Origin of the sequence: Halomonas eurihalina (genome assembly GCF_008274785.1) — a bacterium.
Classification (GTDB): domain Bacteria; phylum Pseudomonadota; class Gammaproteobacteria; order Pseudomonadales; family Halomonadaceae; genus Halomonas; species Halomonas eurihalina.
Map to the genome: position 1 here is coordinate 85,600 of NZ_VTPU01000013.1, position 16,026 is coordinate 101,625.

Consider the following 16,026-nt stretch of genomic DNA (forward strand, 5'->3'; position numbering starts at 1 on the left):
GGAGAGGTCGCGCGGTGCGAATCAGCCGGCGCTGCGGCGGGGGCCTTTCTTGCGGGGAATGCCCAGGCGTTGGCGGCGTTCCCACAGGCACTTGCGGCTGATGCCCAATTTCTGGGCCAGTTCGGTCTCGCTCATCTGGTCCTGGTGTTCCAGCACGAAGTGCTGGAAGTAGTCTTCCAGGGAAAGATCTTCGAGGTCGTCGTCGTCTTCTGGTGAGTCGTCGAGGGTCATCACCTTGGTCTCGGGAGCCGGAGCCGGGCGAGGGGGCGGTGTGAGCCCCAGGTCGTCGGGATGGATGAGATGGCTTTCGGCAAGAATGACGCCGCGCTCCAGGGCGTTTTCCAGTTCGCGGACGTTGCCGGGCCAGGGAGCGTCGCGGATGACGCGTCGGGAGGCTCGAGAGAGGCGCAGGCCTTCGCGGTCGTGGCGACGGCAGGCCTTGGCGAGCAGCGCGTCGGCGATTTCCAGGATGTCGTCTTCGCGATCGCGCAGCGGCGGGAGGTCGATCTGCATCACGTTGAGGCGGTAATACAGGTCGAGGCGGAATTCGCCGGTCTTCGACAGCGTGTGCAGGTCTCGGTGGGTGGCGGCAATCAGGCGCACGTTCACGTGGCGTGTTTCCACCGAGCCAATCTTGCGGATCTCGCCTTCCTGGAGGACGCGCAGCAACCGGGCCTGGGCGTCGGGTGGCAATTCACCGATCTCGTCAAGAAACAGGGTGCCGTGGTCGGCAGCTTCCACCAGGCCGGTGCGCGCGGTGTTGGCGCCGGTGAAGGCGCCCTTCTCGTGGCCGAACAGTTCGGATTCGATCAGCGTCTCTGGAATGGCCGCGCAGTTGACGCAGATCAGCGGTGCGGCAGCGCGCTTGCTCTGCTGGTGAAGGGCGCGGGCGACCAGCTCCTTGCCGGTGCCGGATTCCCCTTGAATCAGCACGGTGACATCGGCAGGCGCGGTCTTGCGAATACGTGAGTAGACGGTTTGCATGGCGGGGCAGTTGCCGATCATCGTCTGCTGCTGGCCGCCCTCATCGGTGACGTCGGGCGGCTCGGCTTGCCGGGTGGCCTGCTGATGCAGCACACGAGAGACAGTCTCGAGCAATTCGTCGTGGTCGAAGGGCTTGGCGACGTAGTCGACTGCGCCGAGCTTGAGTGCTTCCACTGCCGATCGCATGCTGGCGTAGCTGGTCATGATCAGCACCGGCACCGGGGCGGCGAGAGTGATGAGGTCGGTGCCGGGGTCGCCGGGCAGGCGCAGGTCGCTGATCACCAGGTCGAAGCGTTGTGGATCGAGCTCGCGGGCCTCGGATACGCAGCCGGCTTCACTGACCTCGTGGTCGTGACGTTCCAGCAGGCGCCTCAGGGCGCTGCGAATGATGGCTTCGTCTTCAACGATCAGGATCCGGCTCATGGGTGCTTTCGCTATTCTGTGGTTCGCCATTCTGTGGATAGAGGGGCAGCCACAGGTGGATACGGGTGCCGCTGGCGAGCCCGGCGGGCGGGGACTCGATCTCGATCTGACCATCGTGCTCGGCGATGATGCTGTAGACCAGCGGCAGGCCCAGCCCCGTACCTTCCCCTGCCGGTTTTGTGGTGGTGAAGGGCTCGAACAGGTGATCGCGCATTCGAGGGTCGATGCCGTGGCCTTCGTCGGTGATGGTCAAGTGCAGGTACCGATCTTCCGGCGTGGCCTCGACGATGACACGATCTCCCGGCTCGCTGGCATCCCGGGCATTGCCCAGCAGATTGATCATCACCTGCTGCAGGCGCTGCGCGTCTCCGGTGACGGTCTGGTCAGTCGGACAGCGGTTCTGATATCGGACATCCTCCCCCGAGCGGGCGAGCCGGATCAAGTGCAAGGCCTCGTCGGTGACCTCGGCCATGCAGGTGGGCGCGAAATCCGCGCCGGTCACGTGTCGGCCACCATGGGCGAAGCCGACCAGTGAACCGACGATCTTCGAGACGCGGTCGGTCAGGGCCTGGATCTGGTCAGCCGTCTCGAGCAGGACGGGGTCGTCGGTGTCGTAACGCAGGTTCTGGGCCAGCGAGGAAATGCCGGTGATGGGGTTGCCGATCTCGTGGGCGACACCGGTGGCCAACTGGCCGATGGAGGCGAGACGGGCGGCGTGGACCAGCTCGTCTTCCAGCCACTTCATCTCGCTGTGATCCTCCACCAGGATGACATTGCCGCCGTCTTCCCCTTGTTCGCCCTGCAGGCCGGCGCGGTGCAGGGTCAGGTAACGTTCGCCCCGTGCCAGGCTGGCCGGCTGCTTGTAGAGGCGGTCCTGGGGGGCGGCGAGAATCTGGCCGAGCAGGTCGTTCCAGGGCGCGGGGAGGGTGTCGCGGTGGGCGCCGATCACCGAGTCGCCCTCGATGCCGGAAAGCTCGGCGAGGGCGTCGTTCCACATCAGCAGCTCGCCATCCTCGCCGAAGGCGCACAGGCCGATGGGCAAGCGGGTCAGGGTGCGGCGGTGGTAGCGTCGCAGGCCATCGAGCTCGCGTGCCAGGCCGGTGAGCCGTGAGCGATAGGCTTCCAGCCGGCTCTCGACGAAATGGATGTCCTCGGTGGCGCTGGGGCCGTTGTGCCGATAGGGCAGGCAACGGTCGACGATGTCCTGGGCCACCGAGGGCCCCATCAGGCCGGAGAGGTTGGCCTGGATGCGGTCGCGCAGGCGGCGCAGGGCATAGGGGCGGCTATCCAGGGGTGACAGCCGCAGGGCGGTCAAGGCGCGCTCGACCTCGCGCTGGGCCACGTCTTCGCCCAGCACGCGAGCCAGATGGCGCTTGAACTCGGCACCATTGGTGGCGACCAGCGGCAATCGCATGGGGCGTACCACGGCATCCACGGAGCAGGCCTCGGCTGCTGCGCGCTCTCCGGCCGAGGTCCGGGTGGCCAGGGAGACGAGGATGAAGGTCAGGATATTCGCCGCCAGCGAGACCAGGGTGACGCTGTACCAGGCGGGCTCGCCGGCCAGGGTATCCAACCCCGGCGGCAGGAACACCATCGGCGGATGGTTGGTGAGCAGGGGCACCCACAAGCCGGCCAGCCAGATCGTCAGGCCTACCGCGAGCCCGGATACCATGCCCTTGCGGTTGGCGCCCGGCCAGTACAGCAGGGCCAGCATGCCCGGCAGGCACTGGGCCATGCCGACGAAGGAAGCCAGCCCCAGGGTGGAGAGGTCGTGGCGCACGCCGACCAGGCGATAGAACAGCCAGCCGCCGACGATCACGGCCGCGATCAATCCGCGACGCAGCCAGCGCAACCAGCGATAGAGATCGGGTTGGGCAATCGGCGGGTGTGCCACCAGCACGAGATGGTTGAGAATCATCCCCGACAGAGCCAGCGAGATGATGATCATGGTGCCGCTTGCCGCGGCCAGGCCGGCGATGAAGGCCAGGCCATCGACCCACCATGACGAGGAGAGGTTGAAGGCCAGGTAGGCGGCATTGGCCCCCACTTCGTCGATGCCCAGGCGTTGCGTGGCCCACAGGATCAGCGGTATCGGCAGGGCCATCAACAGCAAGAACAGCGGCAGCGCCCAGCTGGATTGGAGCAGGGTGCGCCGATCGAGGGTCTCGGCGAAGGTGATGTGGAACATGTGCGGCATCAAGAAAGCCGCCGAGAAGAACAGCAGCAACAGCGTGCGCCATTGGGCCGGGTCGAGCTGGGCGATGCGCGTCTGATCGACATGTCCGGCACCGTCTAGCCAGGTCTGCAGGTCGGCTGGGCCCTCGAAGACACCGAAGAGTGCGACGGCGCCGAGGGCCAGCATGGCGGCCAGTTTGACCAGCGACTCCAGGGCAATCACGGCCAGCAGGCTGTCGTGTCGGGCGCTGAGGTGTGAGTGGCGAGCGCCGAACAGCATGGCGAACAAGGCGATCAACAGGCTGAAGCCCAGGGCCAGCAGGGAGGGCGAGCCGACACCGCTGATGCGATGGATGGCGTGGCCCATGGTCTGTATCTGCAGGGCCAGCAAGGGCAACACGGCCAGCAGGCTGATCAAGGTCAGCAGGGTGCCGACCCAGCGCGAGCGGAAGCGAAAGGCGAACAGGTCGGCCAGCGAGGAGAGCTGGTGGGTGCGGGTCATGCGCTGGATTGGCACCAGCAGCACCGGGGCCAGCAGGAAGGCGCCGGCGACGCCCAGGTAGTAGGCCAGGTAACCAAAGCCGTAGAGGTTGGCGAACTCGAGACTGCCGTAGACCGCCCAGGCGCTGGCATAGACGCCGAGCGCCAGGGTGTAGACGGCCGGGTGGCGGACCAGCCGGCTCGGCAGCCAGCCGCGATCGACGGCTAGTGCGCAGAGAAACAGCAATGACAGATAGCCGATGCCGAGTACCAGCAGGCCGGGGAGATTCAGGCTCATTGCGGTTTCTTCTCCCTAGCGCCGTTCATCGAGCTTGCGTTTCTGTTCCAGCCACAGGGTCAGGGCGATCAGCCCACCCCAGATGAGAAAGGGGCGATACCAGGCGGCGCCGGGATTGGCCCAGCCGCTCATCAACAGCGGCGAGAATAGATAACCGCTGAAGACCAGGAACAGCATGATGCGGTAGACGTACATGACCCTCCTCAGCGTTTTGCGACGTGCGGCTCGCGTTTTTCGGCGGTTGCCTGCAGGCGCTGTGGTGACCAATGGGCGATGGCCCAGTCGAGTTGCGCGTTCACCGGTTCGGTGGCCTGCGCTGCGGGGGGCGCCTGGTCTAGAGCGACCAGGGCACGGTGCAGCAGGGGGCGGACTGCGTCCGCTTGTTCTGGCAGGGCCGGCGCCAGGTTCTGCTTCGACAGCTTCTGCCCATTGTCATCGAGGATCAATGGCAGGTGCAGGTAACGAGGTTCCGGCAGCGCCAGGGCGTGCTGCAGCTGGCGCTGCCAGGGTGTGTTGTCCAGCAGGTCGAAGCCGCGTACGACATCGGTGATGCCCTGCTCGCCGTCGTCCACCACCACGGCAAGCTGATAGGCCCAGAGATTATCCTTGCGCTTGAGGACGACATCGCCAAAAGCGGCGGGGTCGAAGCGCTGCTGGCCGAACAAGCGGTCCCGCCAGACGATCGGGCGCGGGCCGAGGTCGCTGCGCAGGCGCCAGGCCAGGGGCTTGTCAGGCTCGCGCGGGCCCGCCCGGCACCAGCCGGGGTAGATGGGGTAATTACGCCATTGCTTGCGTGAGCAGCTACAGGGGTAGGCCAGGTCCAGGGATTCGAGCCTGGCGAGTGCCGCCTGATAGGCATCGCCCCGGTCGTGCTGCCAGTGGACCGGACCGTCCCAGTGCAGGCCGAAGGCCTCGAGCTGGCGCAGGATGGTGTCTGCCGCGCCGGCCGGGCAGCGTGGCGGGTCGATATCCTCGATACGCAGCAGCCAGTGGCCTTGCTGGTGACGGGCATCGAGGTAGCTGGCCAGTGCCGCGATCAGCGAGCCAAAGTGCAGGGGGCCAGAGGGCGTGGGGGCGAAGCGGCCACGATAGACGCTCATGGACGGCTCCGAGGCGGATCTGGGAGGCACTGCTGGCATGCCGGTGCGTACGCTCGGCTGTCGTCAGCGTTTCCCCGGGTGAAGGAACGCCGGGCCATGCAGGCCCGGCGCGGAACATCGGTGACAGCGCTGTGTCAGCCGCCGAGCTGCTTTTCCTTGAGTTCGGCGAGGGTCTTGCAGTCGACGCACAGCGTGGCGGTGGGGCGTGCCTCGAGACGGCGAATGCCGATCTCGACACCGCAGGCCTCGCAGAAGCCGTAGTCGTCCTCGTCGATTTTCTCGATGGTCTCGTTGATCTTCTTCAGCAGCTTGCGCTCGCGATCACGGGTACGCAGTTCGAGGCTGAACCCCTCTTCCTGGGTAGCGCGATCGGCCGGGTCGGCGTAATTGTTCGCCTCTTCCTGCAGGTGGCGAACCGTGCGGTCAACCTCCTCCATCAGCTCCTGCTTCCAGCCCAGCAGGATTTGCCGGAAGTGCTCAAGCTGCTTTTCGTTCATGTACTCTTCACCCGCCGCCGGCTCGTACGGGGTGAATTTCTTGGGCGCTTCCATCTTCTGTTCGGCTACTGGCATGGGACTGCCTCGCTACTTTAGTGACTGCTGATCAATACCCGCCGCGATGCTAAGGTATCTCACGCCAAAGGGATGCTTGTTTATCGGAAAAATGACGACTTTGCAAGACCAATGTGTCACGAGTCTCCATAAGACTGCGTCGGCGTGCCAAAAGTCGTAACATGCCAATTTTGACCATGGCGAGCGTGAAAGTTGCCCGCCGGCGGCGCTCGCGGGCAAAAGAGGCCGTTCACCTGCAGAGGAGACTGCCATGTCCTGGAGCTCGCGTCTGGAGGGCGTCGCCGCCTTTCGCGTGATGAACCTGCTCGAGGTCGCCCAGGCCCGCGAAGCGGCCGGGCACGATGTCATCCACCTGGAGATCGGCGAGCCGGATTTCCCGACACCGGCGCCGGTCATCGAGGCAGGGCAGAAGGCCCTGAGCGAGGGCCATACTCGCTACACGCCGGCGGCTGGTCTGCCGGCACTACGCGAGGTTATCGCGGCAGACTATGCCGAGCGCTTCGGCGCCGAGGTGGCGCCCGAGCGTATCCTGGTCACGCCCGGTGCATCAGGCGCATTGCTGCTGGCCAGTCAGTTGCTGGTGGAGCCAGGCAATCGGGTGCTGATGGCCGATCCCAACTATCCGTGTAACCGCCACTTCATGGCGCTGGCCGGCGCCGAGATCGATGCCGTACCGGTCGATGCCCAGAGCGGCTGGCAACTGGATGTCGAGCTGGTGGCGAGACATTGGCAGGAGAACACCCGCCTGGCCATGCTAGCGTCTCCCTCGAACCCCACCGGTCACATGCTCGATGCTGAGCAGTTGGGCCAGGTGGCGAGGGCGGTGGCCGAGCGCGGCGGGCATCTGCTGGTCGACGAGATCTATCAGGGGCTGACCTATGACCTGACACCCTTGTCGGCGGCCGCGGTGGCGCCGGAGGCCTTCGTCGTCAACAGCTTCTCCAAGTATTTCGGCATGACCGGCTGGCGCCTGGGCTGGCTGGCCGCGCCCGAGGCGGCGGTCGAGCCGCTCACCCGGCTGGCGCAGAATGTCTTTCTGGCCGCCTCGACGCCGGCACAGCACGCTGCCCTGGCGGCCTTCCGACCCGATTGCCTGGAGGTGCTCGAGCAGCGTCGCGCCGAACTACAGCGTCGCCGCGATGCCCTGCTCGAGGGTCTGGCCTCGCTGGGACTGGCACCGTCGCTGCCGCCTCAGGGCGCCTTCTACCTGTGGCTGGATATCTCGCGCTACAGCGACGACAGCGAAGCCTTCTGCCTGCGCTTGCTCGAGGAGGAAAACGTCGCGATCACGCCGGGGACCGACTTCGCCCTGCAGGGTGGCGAGCGCCATGTGCGCATCGCATTCACCACGGATGTCGGCCGGCTGGAGGAGGCGGTCGGGCGTCTTGGGCGCTTCCTGGTGCGTCAGCGAGGGCGTGCCTGATGCATTACCCCGAGCTGGTGGCCGGCACCCTGGTGCGACGCTACAAGCGCTTTCTGGCTGATGTGCGTCTCGATGATGGGCGCGAGGTGGTTGCCCATTGCCCGAATACTGGCTCGATGCGCGCGGTCAACGTACCCGGCTGCCGGGTCTGGCTGGCGCCGAGCGACAAGCCCGAACGCAAGTTGGCCTGGACCTGGGAGCTGATCGAGTTGCCGCAGCCGGATGGCAGCATGGCGTTGGCCTCGGTGCATACGGGGCGCGCCAATCGCATCGTCGAGGAGGCGTTGCGGGCAGAGGTCGTCGGTGAATTGGCCGGTGTCGGCGAATGGCGCCGTGAAGCCCGGGTCGAGGGCGCGCGCCTGGATTTTCGCCGCCCGGGAGAGGCCGGGCGCGATACCTATGTCGAGGTCAAGCAGGTCACCCTGCGCGAGACGGACGGTCACGGCTACTTTCCCGATGCGGTCAGTGAGCGTGGGCGCAAGCACCTGGAAACGCTGGCGACCCTGGCGGCCGAGGGGCATCGTGCCGTCCTGCTGTTTTTCGTGGCCCACGAGGCCATCGCCGATGTGGCGCCGGCGGCGCATCTGGATCCGGCCTATGCCGAGACCCTTCGCCGGGTGGCCGGGCAGGGCGTCGAGGTCATGGCGAGGGGGATCGACGTCGAGCGTGGCGATGGCCAGCGCCCCCTGGCCATCCGCTTGGGGGGAGCGCTGCCGGTGCGGCTCAGGTGAGGCGGCTCATCCGAAGGGCTTGACCCCCTGGCGTGTGTTGCTGCGACGGGTGACCCGGAAGATGGCGATCTCGCCGAGCAGGTTGGGCCACAGCCGCGAGGCCCAGTGGTCGCGATAATCGCCGGCGCCGACGGCCCGGTCGACGATCACCAGGTCCTTCTGGCGACATAGGTGCTCGAAGTCGTTGAAGGTCGACAGGTGAATGTTGGGCGTGTCGTACCAGGCATAGGGCAGGGATTTCGACACCGGCATGTAGCCGCGCAAACCGAGGTATACGCGGTGGCGCCAGTAGGCGAAGTTGGGGAAGGTGATGATGCATTCCTCGGCGACGCGCAGCATCTCGTCGAGCATTCGGTCGGGGCGGCGCAGGGCCTGGAGGGCCTGGGTCATCACCACCAGGTCACAGGCATCATCCTCGAAGTTGGCCAACCCGTCGTCGAGGTTCTGCTCGATGACGTTGACGCCGCGTGCCAGGCAGCGGGTGATGCCCTCGGGGTCGATCTCCAGGCCGTAGCCGGTGACGTTCTTGTCGCGGGCCAGGGTGGCGAGCAGAGCCCCGTCGCCGCAGCCCAGGTCGAGCAGGCGGGCGCCTTGCGGGACCCAGTCATAGATCAGCTTCAGGTCGGTGCGCATCATGAGCGGTCCTCCAGGCCCTGGTCGTGTGCCACGCGTTCCATGAAGGCGGCAAATACTGCCTGGTAGCGAGGTTCGGGCAGCAGGAAGGCGTCATGGCCGTGTGGCGAGTCGATGTTGGCGTAGCTGACCGACTTGCCGGCCCGGATCAGCGCATTGACCAGCTCCCTGGAGCGTGAGGGAGGGAAGCGCCAGTCGCTGGAGAAGCTGATCACCAGGAAGGGACAGCTCGCGGGCGCCACGGCTGCCGCCAGGTCGCCACCATAGTTGGCGGCGGGATCGAAGTAGTCCAGGGCCTTGGTCATCAACAGATAGGTATGAGCATCGAAGGATGACGAGAAAGTATCGCCCTGGTGACGCAGGTAGGACTCCACCTGAAACTCCACGCCGTAGCCGAAGTTGAGGTCGGCGCTGCGCAGGTCGCGACCGAACTTGCTGCCCATGGCGTCTTCCGACAGGTAGGTGATGTGGCCGACCATGCGGGCTAGCTTGAGGCCGCGCCGGGGCAGAGTGTCGTGGTCGGCATAGTGTCCGTCGTAGAAGTCGGGGTCCGAGCGGATGGCCTGGCGGGCGACCTCGTTGAAGGCGATGTTCTGTGCCGACAGTTTGGGGGTTGCCGCGATCACCCCGGCATGGGCGATGCGATCGGGGTAGGTCAGCGCCCACTGCAGCACCTGCATGCCGCCCAGGCTGCCGCCGATGATGGCGGCGAAGCGCTGGATGCCGAGGCGGTCGGCCAGCCGCGCCTGGCTGTGCACCCAGTCGAGCACCGTCATCATCGGGAAGTCGGGCCCCCAGGGTTCGCCGGTCTCCGGGTTGAGGCTGGTGGGACCGGTGCTGCCGTGGCAGCCGCCGAGGTTGTTCAACGACACCACGAAGAAGCGCTCGGTATCGATGGACTTGCCTGGCCCGATGTGGGCGTCCCACCAGCCGGGCTTGCGGTCCTCCGGCGAATGGAAACCGGCGGCGTGGTGATGCCCGGACAGGGCATGACAGATCAGCACGGCATTGCTGCGCTCGGCATTGAGCGTGCCGTAGGTCTCGTAGACCAGGTCATAGGCCGGCAGCGTCTTGCCGCAGGCCAGTTCCAGAGGGTCGTCGAAGTGCGCCGTGTGCGGCGTCACCAGGCCGACCGATTCGCGAGGCATCTCGGTCATCAGGCGTGTCGTGTCCCGTCGTTATGGCGTTATGTATGGATTCCTAGAGGCCAACCAGCACGCCGACGACGCCAGCGGCCCGGGTCAGCGAGCCGACCACGATACCATCGATCAGGTTGATGGCGATGAACACCACGATGGGTGACAGGTCGAGCATGCCCAGCGGCGGGATGACGCGGCGCACCGGTGCCATGATCGGTTCCACCAGTTGCATGATCAGCAGTGCCCCGGGGTGGCTGGCGCGTGGTGCTACCCAACTAAGGATGATCATCGCGATCAGTGCGAAGAAATAGATCTTGAGGATGGCATTGGCCAGTGCGGCCACCGCGCCGATGGCCAGGCTACCCAGCGGCGCCATGCCATAACCCGCGATTTGCAGAATGACGATGATGGCGATGAGCTTGAGCACCAGGCCACTGGCCAGGGTGGCCAGGTCGAAGCGTCCCATCACCGGCCCCAGGAAACTCTGGAAGGGGCGCACCGCCGGTTGGGTGATCTTGACCACCGACTGGCTGATGGGGTTGTAGTAGTCGGCCCGTGACGCCTGCAGCAGAAAGCGCAGCATCAGCAGGAACAGATAGATGTTGACGAGAGTGTTGACCAGCAGCAGGCCAGCGTTTCCCAATTGACTGCCCATCAGGGCTCCTCCGTGTCCGTGGTGTTTCAGCGCTTGCCGAGTTCGTCGGCCATTTCGCTCGCGCGTTCGGCGCAGGCGCGCATGGCGCCTTGCATGATGTCGCGCAGGCCCGCGTTTTCCATGTGCTCGATGGCGCGCTCGGTGGTGCCGCCGGGCGACATCACGTTGCGCTTGAGCTCGCCTGGTGTCTTGTCGCTGTCCATGGCCATGCGGGCAGCGCCGTAGGCGGTCTGCATGGCGAGTCGGCGGGCCGTTTCGGCGGGCAGGCCGAGGTCGGCTCCGGCCTGTTCCATGGCCTCGAACATCAGGAAGAAATAGGCCGGGGCGCTGCCAGAGACGGCGGTCACAGCCTCGAGCAGAGCCTCGTCGTCGACCCACTCGACAAGCCCCACGGCCTCGAGCAGTTCACCGGCGATGCGCTGCTGGTCGTGCGTGACTCGAGTGTTGGCATACAGGCCGGCGGCACCGGCGCCGACCAGCGACGGCGTGTTGGGCATGCAACGTACCACCGGCAGTTCGCCACCGAGCCAGTGCTCCAGGGTGTCGGCGGGCAGGCCGGCCGCCACCGAGATGATCAGCGGCTTGCGGGCCTGGACGGCGTCGCGCATGCCGCTGCAGACGTCCTGCATGATCTGTGGCTTGACCGCCAGGACCACCACGTCGGCCTGGGCCACGGCGCTGGCGTTGTCGGTCGCGGTGTGAATGCCCAGACGTTCGCGCAGCGGTGCGAGCACGCTGTCATCGGGCGAGGTGGCGGTAATGGCGTCGGGGGAATAACCGCTGTCGATCATCCCGCCGATGATCGCGCCGGCCATGTTGCCGGCGCCGATGAAGGTAACTTGGCTTGCCATGCGGTGTGTCCTGTGTGGGTGACAATGATGGCCCGACGGCGTGCCGGCGGGCAGAAAATTTCAGGGGCGCTGGCGTGTGCCGAAGATGGCGGTGCCCAGGCGCAACAGGGTCGCGCCCTCCTGCACTGCGGCTTCCAGGTCGCCGCTCATGCCCATCGACAGCGTATCCAGCGGTGCCTCGGGGAGTCGCGCGCGCAGCGACTCGAGAGCCTCGCGCAGCCGGATGAAGGGCCGACGTTGTTCGTTCGGGTCGGCGCTGGGCGCCGGAATCGCCATCAGGCCACGCAGCCGCAGATTCGGCAAGCCGTGAACGGCCTCGGCCAAGGCCGGTAGCTCGGCGAGCTCGACGCCGGACTTGCTGGGCTCGTCGCTGATGTTGACCTGCAGGCAGACGTTCAAGGGGGGCAACGAGGCCGGGCGTTGGGCGTCGAGACGTCGCGCGAGCCGTTCCCGGTCTACGCTATGAATCCAGGCGAAATGTTCGGCGACGATGCGGCTCTTGTTGGACTGCAGCGGGCCGATGAAATGCCAGACGATGTCGTTCAGGTCCGCCAGTTCGGCCTGCTTGTCCAGGGCTTCCTGGACATAGTTTTCGCCGAACTCGCGCTGCCCGAGCCGCCAGGCCTCGCGGATCATGGCGGCGGGCTTGGTCTTGCTGACCGCCAGCAGGCGCGCGTCGTTATCGGGACGGCCCGCGGCGCGCAGTGCTGCCGCGAGGCGTTCGCGTACGGCGGTCAAGGACTCGGAAAGCACCGGATCCGTCATGTCGTGTGGTCCGTCATGTCAACAGGAACCCCTGTACAGGGAGCGAGGGAATCGCATGAATATTACCGAACTGCTGGCATCCTCGGCAAAGCAGGGTGCCTCCGATCTGCATCTTTCGGCGGGCATGGCGCCGATGATACGCGTCGACGGTGAACTGGAAACACTCGACGTGCCGACCGTCGATGACCCGACCTTGCGCCGCGAACTTCGAAGCCTGCTCGGTGAGTCGCATTGGGCAACGTTCGAGTCCGATCTGGAAGCCGACGTTGCCCTGGAGCTTCCCGGTGTGGCGCGTTTCCGGGGCAATGTCTTTCAGCATGGTCGAGGCACCGGCGCGGTATTTCGTACCATTCCCGGCGATGTGCAGGGGCTGGCCGCGCTCGGCATGGCGGATACTCTGGGGGCTCTGGCCGAGTTGCGCCGTGGGCTGGTGCTGGTGACGGGCCCCACCGGTTCGGGCAAGAGCACGACCCTGGCGGCGCTCGTCGACGCCATCAACGAGACGCGCCGCGAGCACATCCTGACCATCGAGGATCCGGTGGAGTTCGTGCATCACGGCAAGCGGTGTCTGGTCAGCCAGCGCGAGGTGCCGCGGGATACCCGAAGCTTCGCTGCCGCCTTGCGTAGCGCGCTGCGTGAGGATCCTGATGTCATCATGGTCGGTGAAATGCGCGACCTGGAGACCATGCGGCTGGCGCTGACCGCTGCCGAGACGGGGCATCTGGTACTGGGAACCCTGCATACGCTCTCGGCGACCAAGACCATTGACCGTATCATCGATGCCTTCCCTGGCCCCGAACAGGACATGGTGCGGGCGATGCTGTCGGAATCCCTGCAGGCGGTCGTCTCGCAGGTGCTGTTGAAGCGCCATGGCGGCGGGCGCGTGGCGGCTCATGAAGTCATGGTTGCCACGCCGGCGGTGCGTAACCTGATTCGCGAGGACAAGGTGGCGCAGCTCCATTCGGTGCTGCAGACCGGCGCCGCTCAGGGCATGCAGACGCTGGACGCGGCGCTGGCACGGCTGGTGGCCGAGGGCGTGGTGGCACCTGACGAGGCGCAATCGCGGGCGCACGCTCCCCTGGGGAGGTGATACCGGGTCAAGGCGCGTAGATGCCTCCCAGGATGCGCGGCCCAGCGGCACCGGTGACCGAGGGCAGGTTGCCCGGCAATTGCTCGAGCCTTCTCCAGGCCAGCCAGGCGAAGGCGCCTGCCTCGAGCCAGTCGGCGGGCCAGCCGAGGCTGGCACTGTCTTCCAGGGGTGTGTCGGGCAATCGCCTGGCCAGCCTGGCCAGCAGATCGGGATTGTGAGCGCCGCCGCCGCAGGGGATCAGGCGTTCGGGCGAGGGGGCTTCGAGGCGTTCCTGGGCCATTTCGATGCCCATTGCGATGCTGGTGGCCGTGAGTTCGGCCAGCGTCGCCTGTACATCCTGCGGGCGCTCGCTTCCGGACAGTCGCGTCTCCAGCCAATCGGGGTTGAACAGTTCGCGCCCGGTGCTGCGCGGTGGTGGCTGGTGAAAGAACGGCTCGTCCAGGAGTCGCTCGAGGAGAGCCTCGTCGACTTGCCCCGAGGCCGCCCAGGCGCCGTTCTCGTCGAAGTGCCCATCACGATGCCGGGCGTGCCAGGCGTCCAGCAGCGCATTGGCGGGGCCGGTGTCGAAGCCCAGTGGCAAACGGGCATCGCCCTCGGGCGGCAGCAGGGTGAGGTTGGCGAAACCGCCGAGGTTGAGGATGGCCCGCCACTCGTCGGGGACTCGGAAGAGTGCCTGGTGAAAGGCGGGAGCCAGGGGGGCGGCCTGACCGCCCGCGGCCAGATCGCGGCGCCGGAAGTCGGCGACCACGCGACAGCCGGTCAGTTCGGCCAGCAGGCTGGGGTTGTCCAACTGCAAGGTATAGGCAGGGCCGCTATCGTGACCTGCCGGCGCGTGTTCCACGGTCTGGCCATGGCTGCCGATGGCGACGATGCGTGAAGCCGGGATGTCCTGCTTGGCGAGTAAGGTGTCGACCGTCCCGGCCTGTAGTCGAGAGAAATCGGCCTCAGCGCGAGCCAGCTCGGCGAAGCTGATGCGCTCGGCGTGGCAGAGGCGCCACAGGAGATTTCGCAGGTCTGGCGGGATCGGTTCGCCGTGTGTCGCCAGGAGTCGTGGTGGTGTGTCGGGGGCAATGTCGACCAGGGCGGCGTCGATGCCATCGAGACTGGTGCCGGACATCAGGCCGATGAATAAGCTCATGTGGACTCCCGGGATAGGCTCAACCGTCGTTGCCGAGCATGATAGCATTGGCGCGGTACAGTCGCCGATCAAGGTCCCGGGAGGACCGTCTTGCCGAGTGGAGAGGAGAGAATGACCGATGTTGCCGACGCGCTAGCCTTGCTCAAGCGCGGTACCCACGAGATTCTTCTGGAAGAAGAGCTGGAGAAGAAACTGGCCTCCGGCCGTACCCTGCGCATCAAGGCGGGGTTCGATCCCACCGCGCCGGACCTGCACTTGGGGCACAGTGTGCTGCTGACCAAGATGCGTCAGTTTCAGGATCTCGGTCATGAGGTCATTTTCCTGATCGGCGATTTCACCGGACGCATCGGCGATCCCACCGGCAAGAACGTGACGCGCAAGCCGCTCACCGAAGAGGAAGTGAGAGCCAACGCCGAGACCTACAAGGAACAGGTCTTCAAGGTGCTCGATCCCGCCAAGACCGAAGTGCGCTTCAATGCCGAATGGTTCTCCTCCATGAGTGCTGCCGACATGATCGAGCTGGCGGCCCAGAGCACCGTGGCGCGCATGCTCGAGCGTGACGATTTCGAGAAGCGCTATCGTGCCGGCCAGTCGATTTCCATCCACGAGTTTCTCTATCCGCTCGTGCAAGGCTATGACTCCGTGGCGCTGGAGGCCGACATCGAGCTCGGTGGTACCGACCAGAAGTTCAACCTGCTGATGGGCAGGGAGGTGCAGAAGCACTTCGATCAGGAGTCTCAGGTCGTCATCACCATGCCGCTGCTGGAGGGGCTGGACGGCGTCCAGAAGATGTCCAAGTCGCTGGGCAACTATGTCGGGGTCGACGAAGCGCCGGGTGCCATGTTCAACAAGCTCGTATCCATGCCCGATAGCCTGATGTGGCGTTATTTCGATCTGCTATCCCTGAAGGCCAACGAGGATATCGACGCGCTCAAGCGCTCCGTCGAGCAGGGGGCGAATCCTCGGGACATCAAGATGGAACTGGCGCGTGAGTTGATCGGCCGTTATCACGGCGAAGAAGCGGCGGCCAATGCGCACCGCAGTGCCGGCAATCAACTGGCCGATGGCGAGCTGCCTGAAGACCTGCCCGAAGTGGATGTCGACTTCGAAGGAAATGACCAGGCGCCCATCGCCGCCGTGCTCAATCGCGCCGGACTGGTGCAAAACAGCGCTCAGGCTAAGGACATGCTGGGCAATGGCCGAGTGAAGGTTGATGGTGAGGCGGTCGCCCGCGACCACATGCTCGATACTGGTAAGAGCTATGTGATCCAGGCTGGCAAGAAACGCTATGCGCGAGTGACGCTCACCTGATATCCGCTCCTCGTGTGACAAGGCCACGAACGCCCGCCTCGAGCGGGCGTTTTCGTCGGCGGCCGGGGCGCAAGGTTGTACACAGCCGGTCTGTGTTGCGAGGGGTTGTGGATGAACTGTCATCGGCTTGCTATCTTTTCTTCACGTTCTTGTCGCAAAGGGCTTGCATCGCCGGCCTGAGATCCGTAAAGTACGCATCCGCTGCCGGCGACGGGCAACGTTGCAGGCGGTGAAGGGTGGCAGAAGCACCTGTTTTGC

Annotated in this window: 15 protein-coding genes; 4 read left to right on the forward strand and 11 right to left on the reverse strand. The window is 65.7% G+C overall.

The window, feature by feature from the left end; genetic code table 11:
- Nucleotides 1–21: 21 nt before the first annotated feature.
- From FZZ93_RS13445 to dksA, 5 genes are all read right to left on the reverse strand, one after another.
- A complete protein-coding gene (locus tag FZZ93_RS13445) occupies nucleotides 22–1,407 on the reverse strand; it encodes a sigma-54-dependent transcriptional regulator (RefSeq protein WP_149322830.1) in 1,386 nt (461 codons plus the stop codon).
- Nucleotides 1,385–4,360 carry an ATP-binding protein gene (locus FZZ93_RS13450; RefSeq protein ID WP_149322831.1) on the reverse strand — a complete coding sequence of 992 codons (2,976 nt, stop codon included), beginning with the start codon at nucleotides 4,358–4,360 and terminating at the stop codon, nucleotides 1,385–1,387. Before FZZ93_RS13450 ends, FZZ93_RS13445 begins: the two co-directional genes overlap by 23 nt.
- Before the next feature lie 15 nt (nucleotides 4,361–4,375).
- Nucleotides 4,376–4,555 (reverse strand): hypothetical protein, encoded by a 180-nt coding sequence (locus FZZ93_RS13455; protein ID WP_149322832.1) that lies wholly within the window; start codon nucleotides 4,553–4,555, stop codon nucleotides 4,376–4,378.
- An 8-nt stretch (nucleotides 4,556–4,563) separates the two neighbouring features.
- Entirely contained in the window at nucleotides 4,564–5,460 is an 897-nt protein-coding gene (gene gluQRS, locus FZZ93_RS13460; RefSeq protein WP_149322833.1) for a tRNA glutamyl-Q(34) synthetase GluQRS, read from the reverse strand.
- Between the two features lie 134 nt (nucleotides 5,461–5,594).
- The gene (dksA, locus tag FZZ93_RS13465; RefSeq protein WP_064700528.1) at nucleotides 5,595–6,032 is read right to left on the reverse strand and encodes an RNA polymerase-binding protein DksA; all 438 of its coding nucleotides are present in this window, start codon (nucleotides 6,030–6,032) and stop codon (nucleotides 5,595–5,597) included.
- A 250-nt stretch (nucleotides 6,033–6,282) separates the two neighbouring features.
- On the opposite strand from dksA, the gene FZZ93_RS13470 reads away from it, so the two are divergent.
- Nucleotides 6,283–7,455, forward strand: a complete 1,173-nt coding sequence (locus FZZ93_RS13470) for a pyridoxal phosphate-dependent aminotransferase (protein WP_149322834.1) — start codon at nucleotides 6,283–6,285, stop codon at nucleotides 7,453–7,455.
- Nucleotides 7,455–8,186: a DNA/RNA nuclease SfsA gene (sfsA, locus tag FZZ93_RS13475; RefSeq protein WP_149322835.1), complete on the forward strand. Its 732-nt coding sequence runs from the start codon at nucleotides 7,455–7,457 to the stop codon at nucleotides 8,184–8,186. The genes FZZ93_RS13470 and sfsA overlap by 1 nt, the downstream gene beginning before the upstream one ends.
- A 6-nt stretch (nucleotides 8,187–8,192) precedes the next feature.
- On the opposite strand, the gene metW is transcribed toward sfsA, so the two are convergent.
- The 5 genes from metW to FZZ93_RS13500 are packed head-to-tail and all read right to left on the reverse strand — an operon-like array spanning nucleotide 8,193 to nucleotide 12,229.
- A complete protein-coding gene (gene metW, locus FZZ93_RS13480) occupies nucleotides 8,193–8,819 on the reverse strand; it encodes a methionine biosynthesis protein MetW (RefSeq protein WP_149322849.1) in 627 nt (208 codons plus the stop codon).
- Nucleotides 8,819–9,976, reverse strand: a complete 1,158-nt coding sequence (metX, locus tag FZZ93_RS13485) for a homoserine O-succinyltransferase MetX (RefSeq protein WP_149322836.1) — start codon at nucleotides 9,974–9,976, stop codon at nucleotides 8,819–8,821. The genes metW and metX overlap by 1 nt, the downstream gene beginning before the upstream one ends.
- 43 nt (nucleotides 9,977–10,019) lie before the next feature.
- Complete coding sequence (locus tag FZZ93_RS13490; protein ID WP_149322837.1) at nucleotides 10,020–10,613, reverse strand: YggT family protein; 594 nt, start codon at nucleotides 10,611–10,613, stop codon at nucleotides 10,020–10,022.
- 26 nt (nucleotides 10,614–10,639) lie between these two features.
- Nucleotides 10,640–11,464, reverse strand: coding sequence for a pyrroline-5-carboxylate reductase (gene proC / locus FZZ93_RS13495; protein ID WP_149322838.1), 825 nt, complete (start codon nucleotides 11,462–11,464; stop codon nucleotides 10,640–10,642).
- Nucleotides 11,465–11,524: 60 nt separating this feature from the next.
- On the reverse strand, nucleotides 11,525–12,229 hold the full coding sequence (locus tag FZZ93_RS13500) for a YggS family pyridoxal phosphate-dependent enzyme (RefSeq protein ID WP_149322839.1): 705 nt from the start codon (nucleotides 12,227–12,229) through the stop codon (nucleotides 11,525–11,527).
- A 55-nt stretch (nucleotides 12,230–12,284) separates the two neighbouring features.
- Here FZZ93_RS13500 and FZZ93_RS13505 point away from each other — a divergent pair, with 55 nt between their 5' ends.
- Entirely contained in the window at nucleotides 12,285–13,319 is a 1,035-nt protein-coding gene (locus tag FZZ93_RS13505) for a type IV pilus twitching motility protein PilT (RefSeq protein WP_149322840.1), read from the forward strand.
- A 7-nt stretch (nucleotides 13,320–13,326) separates the two neighbouring features.
- Here the strand turns inward: FZZ93_RS13505 and FZZ93_RS13510 are convergent, their stop codons facing one another.
- Entirely contained in the window at nucleotides 13,327–14,457 is a 1,131-nt protein-coding gene (locus FZZ93_RS13510) for an anhydro-N-acetylmuramic acid kinase (protein ID WP_149322841.1), read from the reverse strand.
- A 111-nt stretch (nucleotides 14,458–14,568) separates the two neighbouring features.
- On the opposite strand from FZZ93_RS13510, the gene tyrS reads away from it, so the two are divergent.
- The gene (gene tyrS, locus FZZ93_RS13515) at nucleotides 14,569–15,768 is read left to right on the forward strand and encodes a tyrosine--tRNA ligase (protein WP_149322842.1); all 1,200 of its coding nucleotides are present in this window, start codon (nucleotides 14,569–14,571) and stop codon (nucleotides 15,766–15,768) included.
- Nucleotides 15,769–16,026 lie beyond the last annotated feature (258 nt).